This is a genomic window from Streptomyces sp. NPDC030840, from assembly GCF_055572015.1.
The window spans coordinates 201,954-222,696 of the sequence record NZ_JBVIEE010000003.1; the positions used below are offsets into that span (position 1 = coordinate 201,954).

The window sequence follows — 20,743 nt, forward strand, 5'->3', positions numbered from 1 at the left end:
GGCCACCGGCGGGCCACCGGGCCGGTCATCGACAAGCCACCGAGCCCGGCACCGAAGGCCACCGACAGACCGGGGGCAGGCCGTGGACGGTCATCGGCAGGCCCTCGGCAGGCCCTCGGCCGGCTCTCGGCAGGCCCTCGGCAGGCCGCCGGGCCGGTCACCGCAAGCCACAAGCCCGGCCACCGGCGGCTGCGGCCCGTACCCACAGCTCCCCGGCCACCTCACAGCCGGGTGAGCGCCGCTTTCAGGCCACCTCCAGGCCGTTTCCGCGAGGAGGCGATTCCGGTTGTGCACAGCCCCTCACAACCGGTCCTACCTGCTGATTTTCTCCGTCCACAGAAGTTATCCACAGGCTGGCGTCTCGACCTGGGGACAAGTCGACAAGGCAGTGCCACCCAGTCGACAAATCTCCCTATTGACCCCATCTGCGTCCACAGACCGGTACATCACCCTTCGTCCACCCGTTTCCCTCGGGCAATCCTTTGGAGCTACCCGTTTCCACTCGAAAGTGGGCATGAAGACGGTTTGAGTCGGGAATTCCCCACTTCGCCCGCCACCTTCGAAAGGAGCGCCCCCGAAGTCCACAGATCTTTCGCACAGCCTGTGGATAACTTCCCAAGGGCTGTGGATTCCTGTGGACAGCCGACGCCAAGTCCCGTTGTCCTCAAGGAAATAGAGTCAACGCGAGACATCGGGCCTGCCACCTTTCAGGGAGGCCGCTCCCCTTTCGATTGACGGTCCGCAGCGGTTCTCGCAGGGATCGATATTCCGGGCAAAGATCCATAAAAGCCGCGTACTGCAATTCTGAGTCGTGGGCCGGAACCGTGCACCGGTAGCCTTGAGGGGTGATTGACCTTCGCCTGCTCCGTGAGGACCCCGACCGTGTGCGTGCGTCGCAGCGCGCCCGTGGAGAGGACGTCGCACTCGTCGACGCCCTCCTGTCTGCCGACGAGCGGCGCAGGTCGTCCGGCGTCCGCTTCGACGAGCTCCGCGCCGAGCAGAAGTCACTCGGCAAGCTCATCCCGAAGGCCTCCGGCGACGAGAAGGCCGAGCTGCTGAAGAAGGCGAGCCAGCTGGCGGCCGACGTCAAGGCGGCCGACGCCGAGCGCGACGAGGCCACGGCCGAGACCCAGCAGCTCCTCCTCCAGCTCGGCAACCTCGTCCACCCCGACGTGCCCGTCGGCGGCGAGGAGGACTTCGTCACGCTGGAGACCCACGGCGAGATCCGGGACTTCGACGCCGAGGGCTTCGCTCCCAAGGACCACCTGGAGTTGGGCCAGATCCTCGGTGCGATCGACGTCGAGCGCGGCGCGAAGGTCTCGGGCTCGCGCTTCTACTTCCTCACCGGTGTGGGCGCCCTGCTGGAGCTGGCCCTGGTGAACGCGGCGATGGCCCAGGCCACGGCCGCCGGTTTCACCCCGATGCTGACCCCGGCGCTGGTCCGCCCGCAGTCGATGGCCGGCACCGGCTTCCTCGGCCAGGCCGCCCAGGACGTCTACCACCTGGACAAGGACGACCTCTACCTGGTCGGCACGTCCGAGGTGGCGCTGGCCGCCTACCACTCGGACGAGATCCTCGACGGCGACCGCCTCCCCCTGCGCTACGCCGGCTTCTCGCCGTGCTTCCGCCGCGAGGCCGGTTCGCACGGCAAGGACACGCGGGGCATCTTCCGGGTCCACCAGTTCGACAAGGTCGAGATGTTCTCGTACGTCGCTCCGGAGGACTCGCAGGCCGAGCACCAGCGCCTGCTGGAGTGGGAGAAGCAGTGGCTGACGTCGCTGGAGCTGCCGTTCCGCGTGATCGACGTGGCGAGCGGTGACCTGGGCTCCTCGGCCTCGCGCAAGTTCGACTGCGAGGCATGGATCCCGACCCAGGGCAAGTACCGCGAGCTGACCTCGACGTCGGACTGCACCGAGTTCCAGTCGCGTCGGCTGTCGATCCGCATGCGTGACGGCAAGACGGTCCGCCCGCTGGCGACGCTGAACGGCACGCTGTGCGCCGTCCCGCGCACGATCGTCGCGATCCTGGAGAACCACCAGCAGGCCGACGGCTCCGTACGGGTGCCCGAGGTGCTGCGCCCCTACCTGGGCGGCCGCGAGGTCCTGGAACCGGTAGCCAAGTGAGCGAGGCCGCCTCCCACGACCTCCCGTACAAACTGATCGCGACCGACCTCGACGGGACACTGCTGCGCTCCGACGAGACGGTCTCGGAGCGCACGCGCGCTGCGCTCGCCGCCGCCACGGCGGCGGGCGCAGCGCACATCGTGGTCACGGGCCGCGGGGTGCCGTGGACGAAGCACATCCTGGACGACCTCGGCTACCGCGGTCTCGCGGTCTGCGGCCAGGGCGCGCAGGTGTACGACGCGGGGGAGCACCGGCTGCTGACCTCGGTGACCCTGGACCGGCAGATCGCGACGCTGGCCCTGGCCAAGATCGAGGCGGAGGTCGGGCGTCTGCTGCTGGCCGCGAGCCGTGACGGCCTGGACGGCGAGGTGCTCGTCGGACCCGGCTACCGGGTCCACGACGGTCCTCTGCCCTACGAGCCGATCCGGGACCCCGCGGACCTCTGGGCCGCTCCCCTGAACAAGGTGTACCTCCAGCACCCGACCCTCTCCGACGACGAACTCGCCGACGCGGCCCGCCAGGCCGCGGGAGGCCTGGTGGGTGTCGTCATGGCGGGCGAGGGCATCGTGGAGATCCTCCCCCTCGGCCTGACCAAGGCCACCGGTCTCTCCCTGGCCGCCCGCCGCCTCGGCTTCCGCGCCGGCGACACCGTCGCCTTCGGTGACATGCCCAACGACATCCCCATGTTCGCCTGGTCGGCACACGGCGTCGCCATGGCCAATGCCCACGAGGAACTCAAGGCTGTCGCCGACGAGGTGACCGCCTCCAACGAGGAGGACGGCATCGCGGTGGTCGTGGAGCGGTTGCTGGGCTGAGGCCCCTGAGGGTCAGGCGTGTTGAGGAGGCGACGCGTGCCTCCTGCCCGTCCGCAATGTCTGGCGCGCGCTTGTTGCCACCCGCGCGCCTGAGACGTGCTTGTTCCTCACCCGCGTGCCGGACGCGTACTCGTCCCACCCGCGACGGCAGGGCGCGCCGGGTCGCGGGCACGTGGAACTGGCAGGTGGGACACGCCGCTGTGGCCCGGCGGAGCCGAGTCCGCCGGGCCACAGGGGCCAAGCCCGGGTGGGGCGGCCCGCGCGGGATCGCGCGCTCGAAGCGGCCGCCCCGGGCAGCTCCCCCGTACGGAACGGGCTCGACGGAGAGGTGCCTCTCCGGAGCCCACCGCGGGCTGCCCTGCCGGGAGCCCGGCGCAGGACGCGCCTGGCCCCGCTCCCAGATCGTGACGCCGGCTCACACCGGCGTCGGGGACGGATCCACTGTGCATGCTGGGCCAACCCGGACGCCACCGAATAAAACGGCACCCACCGGCACCCAACGGAACTCAGCGGCTCCCAATGGATCCCGGCGGAACCCGGCGGCCCACATGCTCCTGTGGCCGGCCCACACGCTCCGGGCCGAACACCCGGCCTGATCGGCCAAGTCCCAGTCGGCCACGCCCAGTCAGCCAAACCCAGTCGGCCAACCCCATTCGCACAGGGGCCAGTTCTCCCGGCCTCAGCCGACGGAACTCAGCCCCGGCCGGCCGCCGATATCCGGTGGCTTGTAACCGGGGCCTGTGGCCAGAGTTACCGGCGGCGCCACTTCCGGCGGCGCGCCTTGCTGAAGAACCAGCCCGCGGGCGGCTCGTCGGACCGCCAGGGCTGGGGATCGGGGGCCTGGTCGCGCCAGCGGGCGGCGAGCATCCGGGCCCGCGCGGACGGCTCGGACGTCTCCGCCGACCGTATGAAGTCCTCGTCCAGCTCCACGCCGTCCCAGACGTCACCGGCCCCGGACCCGGACCCGGGGCCGTGACCAGCACCGGCTCCCGCGGCCCCCTCGCCCTCGCCCTTCGACTCCTCCGCTGCCATCCCCGATCCTCCTGGTCGTCCGTCCCCTTTGCCCAGTGTGCCCGGACACGTGTGAAGCCACCGTCAAGACCGGGAGGCCCCCGGGCGTCCGGTCACTCCTCCCCGGCCAGCTTCAGCGTCCGCAGCTTCTGGCCCGCGTACCAGGTCGCTCCCGCGGTGACCGCGGCCAGCAGGATCACCGCGGTCGGCAGTCCGACGTCCGAGGTGACGAGTTCCCCGCCCGCGACCTTCTGAGCGACCGCCAGGGCCCACTGCTGGACGCTGAGCGTGCGCGCACCGGCCACCAGGGAGCCGAAGAGGGCCTCCCAGACGAGCGCGTAGACGAGGCCGAAGACGACCGCGTGCCGTGTCACCGTGCCCAGCAGCAGGAAGATCGCCGCGTACGCGATCGAGGCGACCAGGGCCGCCACCGTGTAAGCGACCGCGATCTGCTGGCCGTTGCCGTTGAGGATCAGGCCCGCGACGAGCGTCGGGACCGCCGAGAAGACCATCGTCACGGCGATCGCCACGATCAGTTTGGTGAAGATGATCGTCGGGCGCTTCACGGGCTTGGACAGCAGGTACACCACCGAGCCGTCGTCGATCTCGGGTCCGATCGCGCCGGTTCCCGCGATGACGCCGATGATCGGCACCATCGTGGCGAGTGCGAACCCGCCGAGCACGTCCGCGGCCACCTGGTCGTCGGCGCCGCTGAAGCCGCGCACGGCCACCGAGATCACGATCAGCAGCAGGGGCAGCGCGCCCAGGATGAGGGCCCGGCGGCGGCCTAGCAGGGCCCGGTACGTGAGCCGGGCGACTGTGGGGTCGTACATCTTCGGCCTCCTACGCCGCGACCAGATACGAGAAGACGGACTCGAGGGACTCGTCCGACGGCGAGACCGTCAGCAGACGGATGCCGTGGTCCCTGGCCACCCGGGGCAACAGCGCGGTGAAACGGGGGAAGTCGACGGCCTGGATGCGCAACGCGCCCTCGGCGAGGTCGACTTCGATGCCCGAGGTCGACGGGTCCGCGATCAGCGCGGCCGCCAGGGCACGGTCGTCGCTGGAACGCACCAGGTAGCGGTGCGGGCGGTCGGTCATCAGGCGGCGGATGCGGCGGAAGTCGCCGCTCGCCGCGTGCCGCCCGGCGACGATCACCTCGATGTGGGCGGCGAGTTGCTCGACCTCTTCGAGGATGTGGGACGAGAACAGCACCGTGCGGCCCTCGTCGCCCATGCGCCGCAGCAGGTCCATGAGCTGCATCCGCTGACGCGGGTCCATCCCGTTGAACGGCTCGTCGAGCAGGAGCAGCGACGGCTCGTGGACGAGGGCGCTCGCCATCTTCACGCGCTGGCGCATGCCCTTGGAGTACGTCGAGATCTTGCGGTCCTGCGCGTACTCCATCTCGACCGTGGCCAGGGCCCGCGCGGCGGCCTTCTCGCCGAGGCCGTGCAACTCCGCGTTGGCGACGACGAACTCGCGGCCCGTGAGGAAGTCGTACATCGCCTCGCGCTCGGGGACGATGCCGATGTGCTGGTAGATCTGCTCGTTGCGCCAGACCTGCTCGCCGTCGAGTGTGATGGAGCCCGTGGAGGGGGCGAGGAAGCCGCCCATCATGTTGATGAGGGTGGACTTTCCGGCGCCGTTCGGGCCGAGCAGGCCGGTGACGCCGGGGCCGACCGTCATGGTGATGTCGTTGACGGCGACCACGTTGCCGAACCAGCGGGAGACGTGGTCGATGGACAGTGTGGTCACAGTCCCACCTTCTTGTAGCGGCGCATCAGGAGGCCGTAGCTGGCGGCGATGAGCCCCAGGACGACGAGGACGTAGACGACGCCCTCACCGGTGCCGGGGCCGGCCCCACCGGGGAACGCCGAGCTCGCGCCCAGGAAGGCGGTCTGTACCCCGTCGATGAGCGTGATGGGCGAGAACAGGCCGATCCAGGGGATCGCTTCGGTGCTCGTCTGGGCGTCCGCGATGGCCTGGAGCGTGGACACGGCGCCGTAGGAGATGGTCAGTACGGCGATCACGGCCGCGATGCCGAAGCCGCGGCGCGGGGTGACCGACGCGATGACCAGGCCGATTCCGGCGAAGAGCAGCGAGAGCAGTGCCACGGACACCAGTCCCTGTGCGAATCCCTTGGTCTGATCGGTGAAGTCGAGCTTGGCCAGCAGCGCGCCCACATAGAGCACGACCAGCGGCGCGGCCGTCAGGACGAACAGCGCCGAGGCCAGCGCCGCGTACTTCGCGCGCACGTAGTCGGCTGTCTCGATGGGGCGCGAGAAGTACAGCGGTACGGTCTTGAAGCGCAGGTCGCGTGAGACGGCCTGGGGCGCCTGGGAGGCCACGTACAGGCCGATCATGGCCTGCATGATGACGGCGTAACCCGTGTACTCGACGGGCAGGTCGTTCGCCTTGGTGGTGACCGCGACCGCGACCATGATCAGCGCGGGGGCGCACATCACCACGAAGAGCAGCATCGGCAGGACCTTGGACTTGGCCGAACGGCCCAGCCCGTACGCGCCGCGCAGGGACTGCGAGTAGAGGGAGCGGCGGGCGTAGGCGCGGCCCAGGCGGGGGCCGTCGTAGTTGCGGTAGCCGATGTCGTGGATGCGGGTCTGTTCACCCGGCTGTGTGACAGGGGGGTGCTCAACCGCCATGGCCGACCGCCTCCTTCGCTCGCGCGTCGTCGTCCTTGAAGACCTCCGCGATGTGGTGCCTGCGCTGCTCCATGCGGACCAGGCCGAGGCCGAGGTCGGCCACCACGTCGCGCACCAGGTCGTATGTGTCCTCGCCCTGCGCGGTGATCAGGAGGATGTGTCCCGCACCGGGGAGCCCGTCGCCCTGGTGGGTCTCCAGCCCACGCGCGTGGAGCGCCTCGCGCATCACCCGGGTGCCGTCGGGGTGCTCGTCGGTGTCGGTGACCTCGATCGCGAGCGTGGTCGTGGTCTGCGTGAAGTCCGTGGTGGAACTGGAGCGCAGGAGCTTGCCGCCGTCGATGACGACCACGTGGTCGCAGGTGCGCTCCAGTTCGCCCAGCAGGTGGGAGGTGACCAGGACCGAGATGCCGAAGTCCGTGTGGATGCGGCGGATCAGGCCGAGCATCTCGTCGCGGCCGACGGGGTCGAGGCCGTTGGTCGGCTCGTCCAGGAAGACCAGCCGCGGGTCGTGGACCAGGGCCTGGGCGAGCTTCACGCGCTGCTTCATGCCCGTCGAGTAGCCGCCGATGGGACGGTACCGCTCCTCGTACAGGCCGACGTGGCGCAGTGTGTCCGCGGTGCGCTCGCGCGCGGCGGTGGGCGGGAGGCCGGACATGCGGGCCATGTGCACGACGAACTCGGTGGCCGAGACGTCGGGCGGCAGGCAGTCGTGCTCCGGCATGTACCCCACCCGCTCGCGGATGGCGCCGCCCTTGGTGGCGACGTCGAGTCCGAGCACTTCGGCACGGCCCTCGGTGGCGGGGGACAGACCCAGCAGGATCTTGATCAGTGTGGACTTGCCGGCCCCGTTGGCTCCGACGAGGCCCGTCACACCGGGTCCGACGTCCACGGAGAGCCGGTCAAGCGCGGTCACCCTCGGGAACCGCTTGCTCAGGCTTTCGGTCGCGATCACAGTCACGACGTCGACGGTAGTGGCGCGGACCACAGCCGGTCGTCAGCCCGCAGAGCTGTCTGTGGGTCACTCTCGAGTATTACGGCCCCGTAGGGGTCACCCTGAGGTCGAACAACCGGGCGTTGTCCAGGGGCATCGACGACGGGCATCGACGACGGTGCTCACGGGCACGGAGTTGTCCACAGGCGCTCGGCACGGCTCTTGACGCAGCCGCCGGCCATTGTCACATTCGTCAGTGTCAGGTTACGGACGCGTAGCGCAGTCAGGCCACCGCGAGCGGGGACGTCGCCGTACGGGTTCCGCGGCCCTGGCGCCGGGCCGAGAAGGGACACGCATGAGCGACAGGGGACAGGTGCCGGGCGGCGGCCTCGACGGCGCGCGCGAGCGCCGGGTGCTGTCGGGTGACGTCGAGCTGTGCGTCGCCGAGCTGGGCGACCCGCGTCGGCCCACGGTCGTCCTCGTGCACGGCTACCCCGACTCGAAGGAGGTCTGGTCCGAACTCGCGCCGCGGCTGGCCGGCCGCTTCCACGTCGTCCTGTACGACGTTCGCGGGCACGGCGGTTCGACGGCTCCGCGGCCGCTGCGCGGCGGGTTCACCCTGGAGAGGCTGACGGACGACTTCCTGGCGGTCGTGGACGCGGTCAGTCCCGGCCGGCCCGTGCATCTGGTGGGACACGACTGGGGTTCGGTGCAGGGCTGGGAGTTCGTGACGACCGGGCGTACCGAGGGCCGGATCGCCTCCTTCACCTCGATGTCCGGCCCGTCCCTCGACCACCTCGGGCACTGGATCAGGCAGCGCGTGAGGCGTCCGACACCGCGCCGGGCGGGCCAGCTCCTCGGCCAGGGCGCCAGGTCCTGGTACGTCTACCTGCTGCACACCCCGCACCTGCCCGAGCTCGCCTGGCGCGGCCCGCTCGGCAGGCGGTGGCCCCGGATGCTGCAGCGGGGTGAGAACCTCCGGGCGGGCGGCTACCCGACCCCGTCGGTGGGCACGGACGCGGCGCACGGCGCGTGGCTGTACCGGGACAACGTCCGGGCCCGGCTGTCCCGGCCGCGCGACGACGCGTACGCGCACGCGCCCGTGCAGCTCATCACGCCCTCGGAGGACACGTTCCTGTCGGAGCGGCTCTACGACGGGCTGGAGAAGTGGGTCCCCCGGCTGACCCGTCGCACGCTCCGGGCCCGGCACTGGCTCCCGCTCACGCGCCCCGATCAGCTGGCCGCCTGGATCACCGGGTTTGTGACGGCCACCGAGGACGGCACGCCCGTTCCGGCGGGCACCGGGACGTACGGCGACCGGTTCGGCGGGCAGCTGGTGCTGGTCACCGGCGCGGGCAGCGGCATAGGGCGGGCCACCGCCCTCGCGTTCGCCGAGGCGGGGGCGCGCGTGGTGGCCGTCGACCGGGACGCGGAGAGCGCGGCCCGTACGGCGGAGCTGTGCCGGTCGGCCGGCGCTCCTGAGGCGTGGGCCGAACCGGTCGACGTCTCCGACCAGCAGGCCATGGAGAGGCTCGCCCAGCGGGTCGCCACGCGGTACGGCGTGGTGGACGTCCTGGTGAACAACGCCGGGATCGGGCTGTCGGGGCCCTTCCTCGACACCACTCCCGACGACTGGAGGAAGGTCCTCGACGTCAATCTGTGGGGCGTCATCCACGGCTGCCGGCTCTTCGGACGGCAGATGGCGGAGCGCGGCCAGGGCGGCCACATCGTCAACACCGCGTCGGCGGCGGCCTACCTGCCGTCGAAGTCGTTGCCCGCCTACAGCACGTCCAAGGCCGCCGTCCTGATGCTCAGCGAGTGCCTGCGCGCGGAGCTGGCCGGGCACGGCATCGGTGTGTCGGCGATCTGCCCGGGGTTCGTGAACACCAACATCACCTCGACCGCGCACTTCGCGGGCGTCGACGCCGACGAGGAGAAGCGGCGCCGGAAGAAGGCCGCGCGGCTGTACGGACTGCGCGACTATCCGCCGGAGAAGGTCGCGGACGCCGTCCTGCGCGCCGTCGTGCGCGACGAGGCCGTCGTCCCGGTCACCCCTGAGGCGCGCGGCGGCCGTCTCCTGTCCCGCCTGTCACCGGGGACGGCGCGCGCCCTCGCACGACTGGAGCCACCGCTGTGAGCGGTCCGGGAGGACCGGGCCGGCGGCGACGGACGAAAGAGCTTCGCGCGGGAGCACCGAGCGGGACCGCCGAACGGCATCACGCGGGGATCAGCGCACCAAGTCGCATCACGCGGGCACCACGCGGGGATGCGGAAAGGCAGGGGCCGTGAACGACGAGCCGGTCGGCGTCTCGTACCGCATAGAGGACCTCGCGCACCACAGCGGCGCCACGGTCCGGACGATCCGCGCCTACCAGGACCGCGGACTGCTCCCCCGTCCCGAGCGCAGGGGCCGGGCCAACGTGTACGCGGACGCCCATCTGGCCCGCCTCCGCCAGATCGCCGGTCTGCTGGACCGCGGCTACACGCTGGCCTCGATCAAGGAACTCCTGGACGCCTGGGACATGGGCCGCAGTCTCGGCGGGATACTCGGCCTGGTCGCCGGGACCGAGGGGCCGTTCTTCGAGGGTGCGTGGACCGACGAGCAGGCCCCGCGGATCTCGCGGAGCGAACCGGGCGAGCGGTTCGGCGGCCGACCGGACGACGGGGCGGTGGCGGACGCCATGGAGCCGGGCGCACCGGAGCCGGGCGCACCGGAGCCGCGCGTAGTGGAGCCGCGCGTACTGGAGCAGGGCGTTCCGGAGCCGGGCGCCCCGGAGCCGGTGCCCTGCCGCGACGGCGTGCGATCGGTGCCGCTACCGGAGGCCACCATGAGGGCGGTGGAGGAACTGGTGGGCGCCGAGCGGGCCGCCGAGTTCGTCGCGATCGCCGCTGAACGGGAGGTGCGGGCGAGGACACTGGACTCACTCGCGGCACATCACACCAGACATGCCAATTCATGCGAAATGCCCTGAATGACCGGTCGAGTTGTCCACAGGATCGCCAATTCCCCTGTGGATAACCGCACTTGGCTGTGGATCAAACATCCGGAACAAACTCACGTGCGTGATCCACGTCTCTCCCGGCACCCTGGCGGGATGATAGAAGGAACGGACGAAACGGATGGATGACCGACGCACCGTCAAGGTGTCCAAGTACCTTTCGAAGCACCTGCGCCACCAGCCCGGGAGGATCGGGCTGACACTCGCGGACGGCGGCTGGGTCGAGATCGACACCCTGCTCGCGGCGGCCGCCTCGCACGGGTTCCGGATCACCAGGGCCGAGCTCGACCATGTGGTCGCCGCCAACGACAAACAGCGCTTCGCCGTCGAGGGCACGCGGATCCGCGCCAACCAGGGCCACACGGTCGAGATCGACCTCGGCCTGCCCACGGCGGCACCGCCGCCGTACCTCTACCACGGCACCGTGACCCGCAACCTGGACGCCATCCGCGTCGAGGGGCTGCGCGCCATGAACCGGCACGACGTGCACCTCTCGCCCGACCGCGAGACGGCCACCCGCGTCGGCGCCCGCCGCGGCCGACCGGTCGTCCTCTCCGTGGACGCCGGCGCCATGCACCGCGACGGCCACGTGTTCCACGTCAGCGCCAACGGTGTGTGGCTGACCGAGGCCGTGCCGCCGCGGTACCTGCGTTTTCCCCAACCTCACTGACCTGCGCACTCCTCACCCCACCGCACCGCGGCTTAGGCTCTGAGCCATGAGTCTGCGTCTGAGCACCGTGATCCTCCCGTACGTCCGCTGGCAGGAAGGCGGGCGTGCCGCGTGGCAGCGGGCCGAGCAACTCGGATTCCACGCCGCGTACACGTACGACCATCTGTCGTGGCGGAGCTTCAGGGACGGCCCGTGGTTCGGGGCGATCCCGACGCTGACGGCAGCGGCCTGCGCCACCGAGCATCTGCGTCTGGGCACCCTCGTCACCTCGCCGAACTTCCGGCACCCGGTGACCCTCGCCAAGGAGCTGATCTCCCTCGACGACATCTCCGGCGGCCGCCTCACGCTCGGCGTCGGGGCCGGCGGTACGGGCTTCGACGCCACCGCGCTCGGCCAGGATCCGTGGGCGCCGCGCGAGCGCGCCGACCGCTTCGCCGAGTTCGTGCGCCTGCTCGACCGGCTGCTGTCCGAGGACTCCGTGTCGTACGAGGGCGATTTCTACTCCGCGCACGAGGCGCGCAACATTCCCGGCTGTGTGCAGCGCCCCCGGCTGCCCTTCGCGGTGGCCGCCACTGGACCGCGCGGGCTGAGGCTGGCGGCCCGGTACGGCCAGGCGTGGGTGACCACCGGAGACCCCCGGCTCTACGAAACGGGTACGCCCGAGCAGTCGGTCCAGGCCCTTCGCGGACAGACCGAGAAGCTGGCGGACGCGTGCGCCGCGATCGGCCGGGACATGGCGGACATCGACAAGGTCCTGCTCACCGGCTTCACCCCGGACCGCGGTCGCCCGCTCGAGTCGCTGGACGCCTTCGTGGACTTCGCCGGCCGCCACGCGGAGCTGGGCTTCACCGACATCGTGATCCACTGGCCGATCCCCGGATCGGACTTCGCGGCGGACGAGAAGGTCTTCGAGCGCATCGCCATGGAAGCGGCGGCACAGCTGGGGTGAGCACGCACGGAACCGGTTCGGCCATACCGGGCGGTAACGGCGCTGATGGGGACAGTGGTCACTCAACCGTGCGGGCCCCCGCACGGGCGTGCGCACACCTGCGCGAGAATGAGGCCGTGACCTCAGCGACGAGACAGCCCGCGACCCCGGCCCCGACCGTCCCGCCCCGACTGATCGCCACGGACCTCGACGGCACCCTCCTGCACGACGACAAGACGGTGTCCCCGCGCACGGTCGACGCGCTCGCGGCCGCCGAGGAGGCGGGTATCGAGGTCTTCTTCGTCACCGGCCGGCCGGCCCGCTGGATGGACGTCGTCAGCGAGCACGTCCACGGCCACGGCCTGGCGATCTGCGGGAACGGGGCCGCCGTGGTCGACCTGCACGGCGGTCCCGGCACCCACCGCTTCGTCAAGGTCCGCGAACTCGCCCGCGAGAACGCGCTCGACGCGGTACGGCTGCTGCGAGCGGCCGCGCCGGGAACCGTGTACGCCGTTGAGCAGACGTACGGCTTCCATCAGGAGCCCGAGTACCCGAAGCTGCACATGGAGATTCCCGACACCCTCGCGCCCGCGGAGAAGCTACTGGCCCAGGACGGGGTCACCGCCGGCGAGCCCGTGCTCAAGATCCTCGCCTACCACCCCGAGATCGACCCCGACGACTTCCTCACCACCGCTCGCATCGCCGTCGGCGACCGGGCCACGATCACCCGCTCCAGCCCCAGCGCGCTGCTGGAGATCAGCGGCCCCGGCGTCTCCAAGGCCAGCACGCTCGCGCTGTGCTGCGCCGAGCGCGGCATCTCCCACGAGGAGGTCGTCGCCTTCGGGGACATGCCGAACGACGTCGAGATGCTGACGTGGGCGGGCCGGTCCTACGCCATGGGAAACGCCCACCCCGATGTGATCGCCGCGGCCTCGGGACAGACCGTCGCGAACAATGACGACGGAGTCGCGGTCGTGATCGAGCGACTGGTGGCGGAGCGGTTGCGGGCGTAGCGGGAGCGGGCGCGGCGGGGAGGACTCAGCCGGGGGCGGGCGCAGAGTGGGCGGGCGCAGAGGGCATCTCACAGCTCCGCTCCCTCTCTAAAGCTCCACTCCGCGCTTGAGCAGCCACGGCACCGGATCGACGCCCGACCCCAGCTCCGGCGTCACCCGTACTTCGAAGTGCAGGTGCGGGCCGGTCGAGTTGCCGGTCGTGCCCGCCTGTCCGATCCACTGCCCGGGAGCCACCCTCTCGCCCTGGTCCACGGCCACGGAGGCGAGGTGCGCGTACTGCGTGTAGTAGCCGTTGGTGTGCCGGACGACGATCTGGATGCCGAAGGCGCCCCCGCAGGACACCCGCACGACCCGCCCCGCCCCCACGGCCCGGACCGGCGTTCCGATGGGCACCGCGAAGTCCTGCCCGGTGTGCCGGTTCGCCCAGCGGGCACCGCCGCTGCCGAAGCCCGCGGAGAGCACGTACTTCTCCAGGGGGGCGACCCACGCGCGCCCGGCACGCGTGGGCGGCTGGTCCAGCCGGGTGGCGCCCGGGCACGCACCCGCTGCCGCGGACCGGTCAGCCTGTCTCTGGAGCGTCCACCGCGCCTCTTCGAGCTTCTTCTCGATGGCCCGCCTCGTCCCGGCGAGTTCGGCGTTGCGCCGCTTCAGTTTCCGCCATATGGCTGCCGCCTGCTTCTCGTCGGCCGCGAGCCTCGCCTCCGCTCGGCGGCTCCTGGACACCGCCTCGTCGGCCTCCAGGTGCGCCTGCCGCACGACCCGGTGCCCGCGCATCAGTTCCTCCGGGCTGTCCGCGAGCAGCAACCGCACGGTGTGCGGCAGTCCGCCGCCCTCGCGGTACCGGGCACGTGCGATCCGCCCGAGATCCTCGTGCAGCACCTCGATCTGGTCCCGTTCGCGCGCCAGGAGCCTTTCCAGCCGCTGTGCCTTCGCCCGCTGCGCCTCGGCTTCGGTCCGGCCCAGTTCGTACTGCTGCGTCGCCACGGCCGCCTCCTCGTACAGGGCGGCCACCCGGGCGCTGTACCCGGAGCCACCGGAGATCCGCGTGCCTCCCCTGTCGCCCTCGGCAGCCGCCGTCGGTGCGGCCAGGACCGCGCAGGCGCTGAGCAGCACCGGGACGAGCAAGGGGTGACGTCGACAAGTTGAGCGCATGCCAGCGATCGTGGCGCGCTCCAGGGCGCGAGGTCGTGCTCGAGTCGTACGGCCGGGGGATCCAATGCCACGAATGGACCAGCCACGCTGAGCCGAACAGGGCCCCACCACGGGGAGTTCCGCACGGCGGCTTGCTACGTACGCGTGTGCGCATCCGTCAGCGTCCCGACGGCCGTGCACGACCGTCGGCCACGCGCCCTCGCGACGGTCAGTGTGCCCGCGCTCCGGCCAGCAGTTCCCCGGCCGTCTCCCGCTCCATCATCGACCGCAACACCCCGTCCACGGCAGCCAGTTCCGCGAAGGGGCCACGCTGCGCCACCCGTCCTTCCGCAAGGACGACGACCTCGTCCACGGCTTCCAGTCCGGCCAGCCGGTGGGTGATCAGCAGGGTCGTACGGCCCTCGGTCGCGGTCAGCAGGTCCGCGGTGAGCGCGTCGGCGGTCGCCAGGTCGAGGTGTTCCGCGGGCTCGTCGAGGACGAGGACGGGGAAATCGGCGAGCAGCGCACGAGCGAGGGCGAGCCGCTGGCGCTGGCCGCCGGACAGCCTCGCCCCGTGCTCGCCGATGAGGGTGTCGAGCCCGTCGGGCAGTTGGTCGGCCCAGTCCAGGAGCCGCGCCCGTGCGAGCGCGTCCCGCAACTCGGCCTCCGTGGCGTCCTTCCGGGCCAGCAGCAGGTTCTCGCGCACCGAGCTGTCGAAGAGGTGCGCGTCCTGGGCGCACAGTCCGACGAGTCGCCGTACGGCGTCCCCGTCGAGCGCGTGGGCGTCCACACCTCCCAGCGTGTACGTCCCCTCACGCACGTCCAGGAACCGCAGCAGCACTTGCGCGAGCGTCGTCTTGCCCGCCCCCGAGGGGCCGACCACGGCGATCCTGCGGCCCTGGTCGAGAGTGAGGTCGAATGCGGCGAGGGCGTCCCGGTCCTGCTCGGCGTACCGGGCGGCGAGCCCGCCGAGGACGAGGGGGAACGGCGACCGTGGAGGAGGCACGGGCCGTTCGGGCTCGCGTACGGGATCGGGAGCGTCCACCACCTCGTACACGCGCTCCGCGCTCTTGCGCACCCGCTGCCGGAACTGCACGGCGAGAGGCATCCCCAGGGCGGCTTCGAAGGCGGCGAGGGGAGTGAGGACGACGACCGCCATCGCGACCCCGCCGAGCCGGCCGTCGGCGACTGCCTGCGCCCCCACGAGCGCGGCGGCGGCCACAGTGAGGCCGGTGACGAGGGCGGTGAGTCCGTCGCCCAGCGCGGTGGCGGTGGCGGCACGGGACGCGATCCGGGTCAGTGCCGCGTCTGCCCGGCGTGCCTGAGCGGTACGGGTGGGCAGGGCGCCCGCCACGGTCAGCTCGGCGGTTCCGGTGAGCAGATCGGCCACGCGGGTGGCCAGCGTGCCCCGGGCGGGGGCGAGTCGGCGTTCGGCTCGCCGCGCCACGGCTCCGGTGACCAGCGGCACCCCGGCCCCCGCGGCGAGCAGCCCCAGCGCGAGGACCACGCCGGCCTCGGGCAGCAGCCACGCCGTGAAGCCGACCGAGGCGGCCGACACGACGGCCGCGGCTCCGGCCGGCAGCAGCCACCGCACCCAGTAGTCCTGCAGCGCGTCCACATCCGCGACCAGCCGCGAGAGCAGGTCCCCGCGCCGGGTGCGCCGCAGACCGGCGGGCGCCAGCCGCTCCAGCCGCCGGTAGACGGCGACCCGGGTGTCGGCGAGCATCCGCAGCACGGCGTCGTGCGACACGAGCCGCTCCGTGTACCGGAACACCGCCCGCCCGATCCCGAACGCCCGCGTGGCCGTCACGGCCACCATCAGATAGAGCACCGGCGGCTGTTGGGAGGCCCGCGAGATGAGCCACCCGGAGGTCGCCATCAGGCCGACGGCACTGCCGAGTGCGAGGCTGCCGAGCAGCAGGGCCAGGGCGAGACGGCCACGACGGGGGCCGGCCATGGCGCGGACACGGGCCAGCACGGAGTGACGCCCAGCCGGCAGCGGCTCGTCCTCGCGAGCGGGCGGCAAGGGGGCCCCCTCTGCTCGCGCGGCTGTCTGCGTCCCACTGGTCCGCGCGGCAGCGGGGACCGTTGCGGGTGCCCCGGGCTCCAACCGGACCACCCGATCGGCCACCTCCAGAAGCGCCGGCCGGTGCACCACCAGCAGCACGGTCCGGCCGACCGCGAGTCGCCGCACCGCGTCCACGACCTCCGCCTCGGTCTGCCCGTCCAGGGAGGCCGTCGGCTCGTCGAGCAGCAGCACCGGCCGGTCCGCGAGGAACGCCCGCGCCAGGGCCAGACGTTGGCGCTGCCCGGCGGAGAGCCCGGCGCCGTCCTCGCCCAGGACCGTGTCGAGCCCGGCGGGCAGCGCGTCGACGAAGTCCAGCGCTTCCGCGTCGGCCAGGGCCCGCCGCACGTCCTCGTCGTCCGCGCCCGGCCGCGCGAGCCGTACGTTCTCCGCGACGGTCCCGGCGTAGAGGTGGGGCCGCTGCGGCACCCAGGCCACCCGTGAGCGCCATTCCTCCAGATCGAGGGCGGCCAGGTCGGCGCCTCCGATCCGTACCCGCCCCGCGGTCGGCTCCACAAAACCCAGCAGCACGTTCAGCAGCGTGGACTTGCCCACCCCGCTCGGCCCGACCAGCGCCACCGTCTCCCCGGGTGCCACCTCGAAGGTCACGTCGGCGACGGCATCGTCGGACCGGCCCGGGTACCGGACGGTCACCCCTTCGAAGCCCACCCCGCCGTCCGGCACTGGCAGCGACCCGGAGGCCCGTACCGGCGTTTCGAGCACCTCGAAGATCTCCTCGGCTGCCGCGAGTCCCTCGGCAGCCGCGTGGAACTGCGCCCCCACCTGTCGCAGCGGCAGATACGCCTCGGGCGCGAGGACGAGGATCACCAGTCCGATGTACAGGTCCATCTCACCGTGCACGAGCCGCATTCCGATCGTCACCGCGACCAGCGCGACGGAGATCGTGGCGAGCAGCTCCAGCGCGAAGGAGGACAGGAACGCGATCCGCAGCGTCCGCATGGTCGCTCGCCGGTACTCACCGGTGATCCGCTTGATCGACTCGGCCTGCGCCTTGGCCCGGCCGAACACCTTGAGCGTCGGCAGCCCGGCGACCACGTCGAGGAAGTGCCCGGACAGCCGGGACAGGAGCCGCCACTGGCGGTCCATCTGTGAGCGCGTGGCCCAACCGATCAGCACCATGAAGACGGGTATGAGCGGCAGGGTGCCGACGATGATGGCCGCCGAGACCCAGTCCTCGGTGACGACTCGCGTCAGCACTGCCGCCGGCACCGCCACCGCCAGCCCCAGTTGCGGCAGGTAGCGGGAGAAGTAGTCGTCGAGAGCGTCCACGCCCCTGGTGGCGAGGTTGATCAGCGAACCCGTGTGCTGCCCGCTCAGCCAGCCGGGCCCCAACGCGGCGGCCCGCTCCAGCAACCGCCCCCGGAGCTCCGACTTCACCGCCGCACTCGCCCGGTGCGCGGCGAGCTCGGTGAGCCAGGAGACCACCGCCCGGCCACCCGCGACAGCGACCAACAGCAGGAGAGAGGTCCGGAGTTCAGCGACTCCCATCCCGTGCTGGAAGGCGCCGACGACGACTTCGGCAATGAGCATCGCCTGCGCGATGACGAGTGCAGCACCGGCGACACCCAGGCCGACCACCGCCCCCAGAAAGAGGCGAGTGGCGCGGGCGTACCGGAGCAGTCGCGGGTCGATCGGTTTCACGTGAAACACACCCTCTTCTCAGCAGGCGCGTTCCACGTGAAACACGCCCTTCGGCCCGGGGAGGTGTGTTTCACGTGAAACCGTGCTCCACACCTCCCTGCCGGTGTCAGTGCGCGAGGTCGGCGATGTGATGCGTACCGATCCGCTTGCGGAACACCCAGTACGTCCAGCCCTGGTAGAGCAGCACGATCGGCGTCGCGATCCCCGCGCACCAGGTCATGATTTTCAGGGTGTACGGGCTCGATGAGGCGTTGGTGACCGTGAGGCTCCAGTCCGCGTTCAGCGAGGACGGCATGACGTTCGGGAACAGCGTCAGGAAGAGCATCGCGACGGCCGCCACGATGGTGAGCCCCGAGAGCGCGAATGCCCAGCCCTCACGGCTCGCTTGAGCAGCGCCCAGCGCGGCGACGAGCGCGACCACCGCCACGATCAGGGCGACCAGTGACGCGGTGTCGCCCTTGTCGGCCTGCGTCCAGAGCAGGAAGACGAGTGCCAGCCCGGCGGTCACCAAGCCGACTCGCAGCGCGAGCTTGCGCGCCCTCTCCCGGATGTCCCCCACGGTCTTGAGCCCGACGAACACCGTCCCGTGGAAGGTGAACAGCGACAGGGTGACCAGACCGCCCAGAAGGGCGTACGGGTTGAGCAGGTCCGCGACACTGCCCACGTACTCCAGGTCGGAGTCGATCTTCACTCCGCGCACGATGTTGGCGAAGGCCACGCCCCACAGGAACGCGGGGAGCAGCGAGGTCCAGAAGATCGCGGTCTCCCAGTTGCGCTGCCAGCTCTCCTCCGGCCGCTTCGCCCGGTACTCGAAGGCGACGCCGCGGATGATCAGGCAGACCAGGATGAGCAACAGCGGCAGGTAGAAGCCGGAGAAGAGCGTGGCGTACCACTCGGGGAAGGCGGCGAAGGTGGCGCCGCCCGCCGTGAGCAGCCAGACCTCGTTGCCGTCCCAGACGGGTCCGATGGTGTTGATGAGGACCCGCTTCTCCGGGCGGTTCCGGGCGAGCAGCTTGGTGAGGACGCCGACCCCGAAGTCGAACCCTTCCAGGAAGAAGTAGCCGATCCACAGGACCGCGATGAGGACGAACCAGACGTCGTGAAGTTCCATGACTGTGCAGCTCCCTCGGCCTAGTAGGAGAAGGCCATCGGCTTGTCGGCGTCACGGGAGTCGCCGCCGATCTTCGTGGGCGGGTTGAGGTCGGCCTCGGTGAGCTCGGGCGGCCCGGCCTTGACGTACTTGGCGAGCAGCTTGACCTCGACGACGGCGAGGATCGCGTACAGCGCCGTGAACACGACCATCGACGTGAGGACCTCGCCCTGCGAGACACCGGGGGAGACCGCGTCACGGGTGCGCAGCACTCCGTAGACGACCCACGGCTGGCGGCCCATCTCGGTGAAGATCCAGCCCCAGGAGTTGGCGATCAGCGGGAAGCCCAGAGTGAGGATCGCGATGCGCCAGTACCACTTCGTGAGCGTCGGACCGAGAGCCTTGGTGGGCAGCAGCACGAGATGGGGCACCTCGTCGTCGCCCACCCTCAGGTGCTGGGGCAGCAGGAACTTCTTGCGGGTCAGCCAGAGTCCGGCCAGACCCAGGGCGAAGGACGCCATGCCGAACCCGATCATCCAGCGGAAGCCCCAGTAGGCGACGGGGATGTTGGGCCGGTAGTCGCCGGGTCCGTACTTCTCCTGCTCGGCCTTGTTGACGTCGTTGATGCCGGGGACGTACGAGCTGAAGTCGTCCTTCGCGAGGAAGGACAGCAGGCCCGGTATCTCGATGGCGACCTTGTTGTGGCCCTCGTCGACGTCGCCGACGGCGAAGACGGAGAACGGCGCGGGGGCCTCCCCGTCCCACAGCGCCTCGGCAGCGGCCATCTTCATGGGCTGCTGCTCGTACATGACCTTGCCGAGGAGGTCACCGCTGATCGCGGTGAGCATGCCACCGATGACCACGGTGACCAGACCGAGCCGCAGCGAGGTCTTCATCACCGGTATGTGCTTCTTGCGGGCCAGGTGGAAGGCGGCTATGCCGACCATGAACGCGCCACCGGTGAGGAAGGCCGCGGAGAGGGTGTGGAAGACCTGGGTCAGCGCGGTGTTCTGGGTCAGGACGAGCCAGAAGTCGGTGAGCTCGGCCCGGCCCTTCTGCTCGTTGATCCGGTAGCCGACCGGGTGCTGCATCCACGAGTTGGCGGCGAGGATGAAGTACGCGGACAGGATCGTGCCGATGGAGACCATCCATATGCAGGCGAGGTGGATCTTCTGCGGCAACTTGTCCCAGCCGAAGATCCACAGGCCTATGAAGGTCGACTCGAAGAAGAAGGCGATCAGGGCCTCGAAGGCCAGCGGGGCGCCGAAGACATCGCCGACGAAGCGCGAGTAGTCGGACCAGTTCATACCGAACTGGAACTCCTGCACGATGCCGGTGACGACACCCATCGCGATGTTGATCAGGAAGAGCTTGCCCCAGAACTTGGTGGCCTTGAGGTACTTCTCCTTGTTCGTGCGGACCCATGCGGTCTGCAGGCCGGCGGTGAGCGCGGCGAGCGAGATCGTCAGCGGGACGAAGAGAAAGTGGTAGACGGTGGTGATGCCGAACTGCCATCGCGCCAGAGTCTCCGGCGCCAAAGCGATGTCCACGTCTTCTCCTTACGTGCCGTGGTCATGGCGGCAGTTTTGCCCTGCGCATCCCTGGCAGACCGGGAGCAACCGAGCGAGCTTGTGAACGCGTTCAC

At 70.8% G+C, this 20,743-nt stretch carries 15 protein-coding genes and 1 pseudogene; 7 read left to right on the forward strand and 9 right to left on the reverse strand.

Annotation, left to right across the window (positions count from 1 at the left end; all coding sequences use genetic code 11):
• The first annotated feature begins 845 nt into the window (after positions 1 to 845).
• Positions 846 to 2,123 carry a serine--tRNA ligase gene (gene serS, locus ACZ49J_RS08205; protein ID WP_467446694.1) on the forward strand — a complete coding sequence of 426 codons (1,278 nt, stop codon included), beginning with the start codon at positions 846 to 848 and terminating at the stop codon, positions 2,121 to 2,123.
• Positions 2,120 to 2,938 (forward strand): HAD family hydrolase, encoded by an 819-nt coding sequence (locus ACZ49J_RS08210; RefSeq protein WP_467446695.1) that lies wholly within the window; start codon positions 2,120 to 2,122, stop codon positions 2,936 to 2,938. Before serS ends, ACZ49J_RS08210 begins: the two co-directional genes overlap by 4 nt.
• Before the next feature lie 750 nt (positions 2,939 to 3,688).
• Here the strand turns inward: ACZ49J_RS08210 and ACZ49J_RS08215 are convergent.
• The 5 genes from ACZ49J_RS08215 to ACZ49J_RS08235 all read right to left on the reverse strand — a co-directional run bounded on the left by ACZ49J_RS08215 (position 3,689) and on the right by ACZ49J_RS08235 (position 7,561).
• Positions 3,689 to 3,970, reverse strand: coding sequence for an SGM_3592 family protein (locus ACZ49J_RS08215; protein WP_467446696.1), 282 nt, complete (start codon positions 3,968 to 3,970; stop codon positions 3,689 to 3,691).
• A gap of 92 nt (positions 3,971 to 4,062) precedes the next feature.
• Positions 4,063 to 4,782: an ABC transporter permease gene (locus tag ACZ49J_RS08220; protein WP_467446697.1), complete on the reverse strand. Its 720-nt coding sequence runs from the start codon at positions 4,780 to 4,782 to the stop codon at positions 4,063 to 4,065.
• 10 nt (positions 4,783 to 4,792) lie between these two features.
• Complete coding sequence (locus ACZ49J_RS08225; RefSeq protein WP_467446699.1) at positions 4,793 to 5,704, reverse strand: ABC transporter ATP-binding protein; 912 nt, start codon at positions 5,702 to 5,704, stop codon at positions 4,793 to 4,795.
• On the reverse strand, positions 5,701 to 6,609 hold the full coding sequence (locus ACZ49J_RS08230; RefSeq protein WP_467446701.1) for an ABC transporter permease: 909 nt from the start codon (positions 6,607 to 6,609) through the stop codon (positions 5,701 to 5,703). Before ACZ49J_RS08230 ends, ACZ49J_RS08225 begins: the two co-directional genes overlap by 4 nt.
• The gene (locus ACZ49J_RS08235; protein ID WP_467447187.1) at positions 6,599 to 7,561 is read right to left on the reverse strand and encodes an ABC transporter ATP-binding protein; all 963 of its coding nucleotides are present in this window, start codon (positions 7,559 to 7,561) and stop codon (positions 6,599 to 6,601) included. Before ACZ49J_RS08235 ends, ACZ49J_RS08230 begins: the two co-directional genes overlap by 11 nt.
• Positions 7,562 to 7,895: 334 nt before the next feature.
• Here ACZ49J_RS08235 and ACZ49J_RS08240 point away from each other — a divergent pair, with 334 nt between their 5' ends.
• The 5 genes and pseudogenes from ACZ49J_RS08240 (at position 7,896) to ACZ49J_RS08260 (ending at position 13,150) form a co-directional block, all read left to right on the forward strand.
• Complete coding sequence (locus ACZ49J_RS08240) at positions 7,896 to 9,677, forward strand: SDR family oxidoreductase (protein ID WP_467446702.1); 1,782 nt, start codon at positions 7,896 to 7,898, stop codon at positions 9,675 to 9,677.
• A gap of 148 nt (positions 9,678 to 9,825) precedes the next feature.
• Positions 9,826 to 10,044: pseudogene (locus ACZ49J_RS08245) on the forward strand (MerR family transcriptional regulator); the annotation flags it as partial.
• A gap of 616 nt (positions 10,045 to 10,660) precedes the next feature.
• A complete protein-coding gene (locus tag ACZ49J_RS08250) occupies positions 10,661 to 11,209 on the forward strand; it encodes an RNA 2'-phosphotransferase (protein ID WP_467446703.1) in 549 nt (182 codons plus the stop codon).
• Between the two features lie 46 nt (positions 11,210 to 11,255).
• Entirely contained in the window at positions 11,256 to 12,158 is a 903-nt protein-coding gene (locus ACZ49J_RS08255) for an LLM class flavin-dependent oxidoreductase (RefSeq protein ID WP_467446704.1), read from the forward strand.
• Positions 12,159 to 12,274: 116 nt separating this feature from the next.
• Entirely contained in the window at positions 12,275 to 13,150 is an 876-nt protein-coding gene (locus tag ACZ49J_RS08260) for an HAD family hydrolase (protein WP_467446705.1), read from the forward strand.
• Between the two features lie 87 nt (positions 13,151 to 13,237).
• Here ACZ49J_RS08260 and ACZ49J_RS08265 read toward each other — a convergent pair whose 3' ends face one another.
• From ACZ49J_RS08265 to ACZ49J_RS08280, 4 genes are all read right to left on the reverse strand, one after another.
• On the reverse strand, positions 13,238 to 14,302 hold the full coding sequence (locus tag ACZ49J_RS08265) for a M23 family metallopeptidase (RefSeq protein WP_467446706.1): 1,065 nt from the start codon (positions 14,300 to 14,302) through the stop codon (positions 13,238 to 13,240).
• A gap of 208 nt (positions 14,303 to 14,510) precedes the next feature.
• Positions 14,511 to 18,017 (reverse strand): thiol reductant ABC exporter subunit CydD, encoded by a 3,507-nt coding sequence (cydD, locus tag ACZ49J_RS08270; protein WP_467446707.1) that lies wholly within the window; start codon positions 18,015 to 18,017, stop codon positions 14,511 to 14,513.
• A 97-nt stretch (positions 18,018 to 18,114) separates the two neighbouring features.
• Positions 18,115 to 19,119: a cytochrome d ubiquinol oxidase subunit II gene (gene cydB, locus ACZ49J_RS08275; RefSeq protein WP_467446708.1), complete on the reverse strand. Its 1,005-nt coding sequence runs from the start codon at positions 19,117 to 19,119 to the stop codon at positions 18,115 to 18,117.
• A gap of 20 nt (positions 19,120 to 19,139) precedes the next feature.
• On the reverse strand, positions 19,140 to 20,648 hold the full coding sequence (locus ACZ49J_RS08280; RefSeq protein ID WP_467446710.1) for a cytochrome ubiquinol oxidase subunit I: 1,509 nt from the start codon (positions 20,646 to 20,648) through the stop codon (positions 19,140 to 19,142).
• Positions 20,649 to 20,743 lie beyond the last annotated feature (95 nt).

Bases quoted from the DNA above. Each gene is read 5' to 3' on its own strand.
- ACZ49J_RS08265 (WP_467446706.1), bottom strand. From the start codon at position 14,302: ATGCGCTCAACTTGTCGACGTCACCCCTTGCTCGTCCCGGTGCTGCTC.
- ACZ49J_RS08255 (WP_467446704.1), top strand. From the start codon at position 11,256: ATGAGTCTGCGTCTGAGCACCGTGATCCTCCCGTACGTCCGCTGGCAG.
- ACZ49J_RS08220 (WP_467446697.1), bottom strand. From the start codon at position 4,782: ATGTACGACCCCACAGTCGCCCGGCTCACGTACCGGGCCCTGCTAGGC.
- ACZ49J_RS08215 (WP_467446696.1), bottom strand. From the start codon at position 3,970: ATGGCAGCGGAGGAGTCGAAGGGCGAGGGCGAGGGGGCCGCGGGAGCC.
- cydB (WP_467446708.1), bottom strand. From the start codon at position 19,119: ATGGAACTTCACGACGTCTGGTTCGTCCTCATCGCGGTCCTGTGGATC.
- ACZ49J_RS08250 (WP_467446703.1), top strand. From the start codon at position 10,661: ATGGATGACCGACGCACCGTCAAGGTGTCCAAGTACCTTTCGAAGCAC.
- ACZ49J_RS08240 (WP_467446702.1), top strand. From the start codon at position 7,896: ATGAGCGACAGGGGACAGGTGCCGGGCGGCGGCCTCGACGGCGCGCGC.
- ACZ49J_RS08230 (WP_467446701.1), bottom strand. From the start codon at position 6,609: ATGGCGGTTGAGCACCCCCCTGTCACACAGCCGGGTGAACAGACCCGC.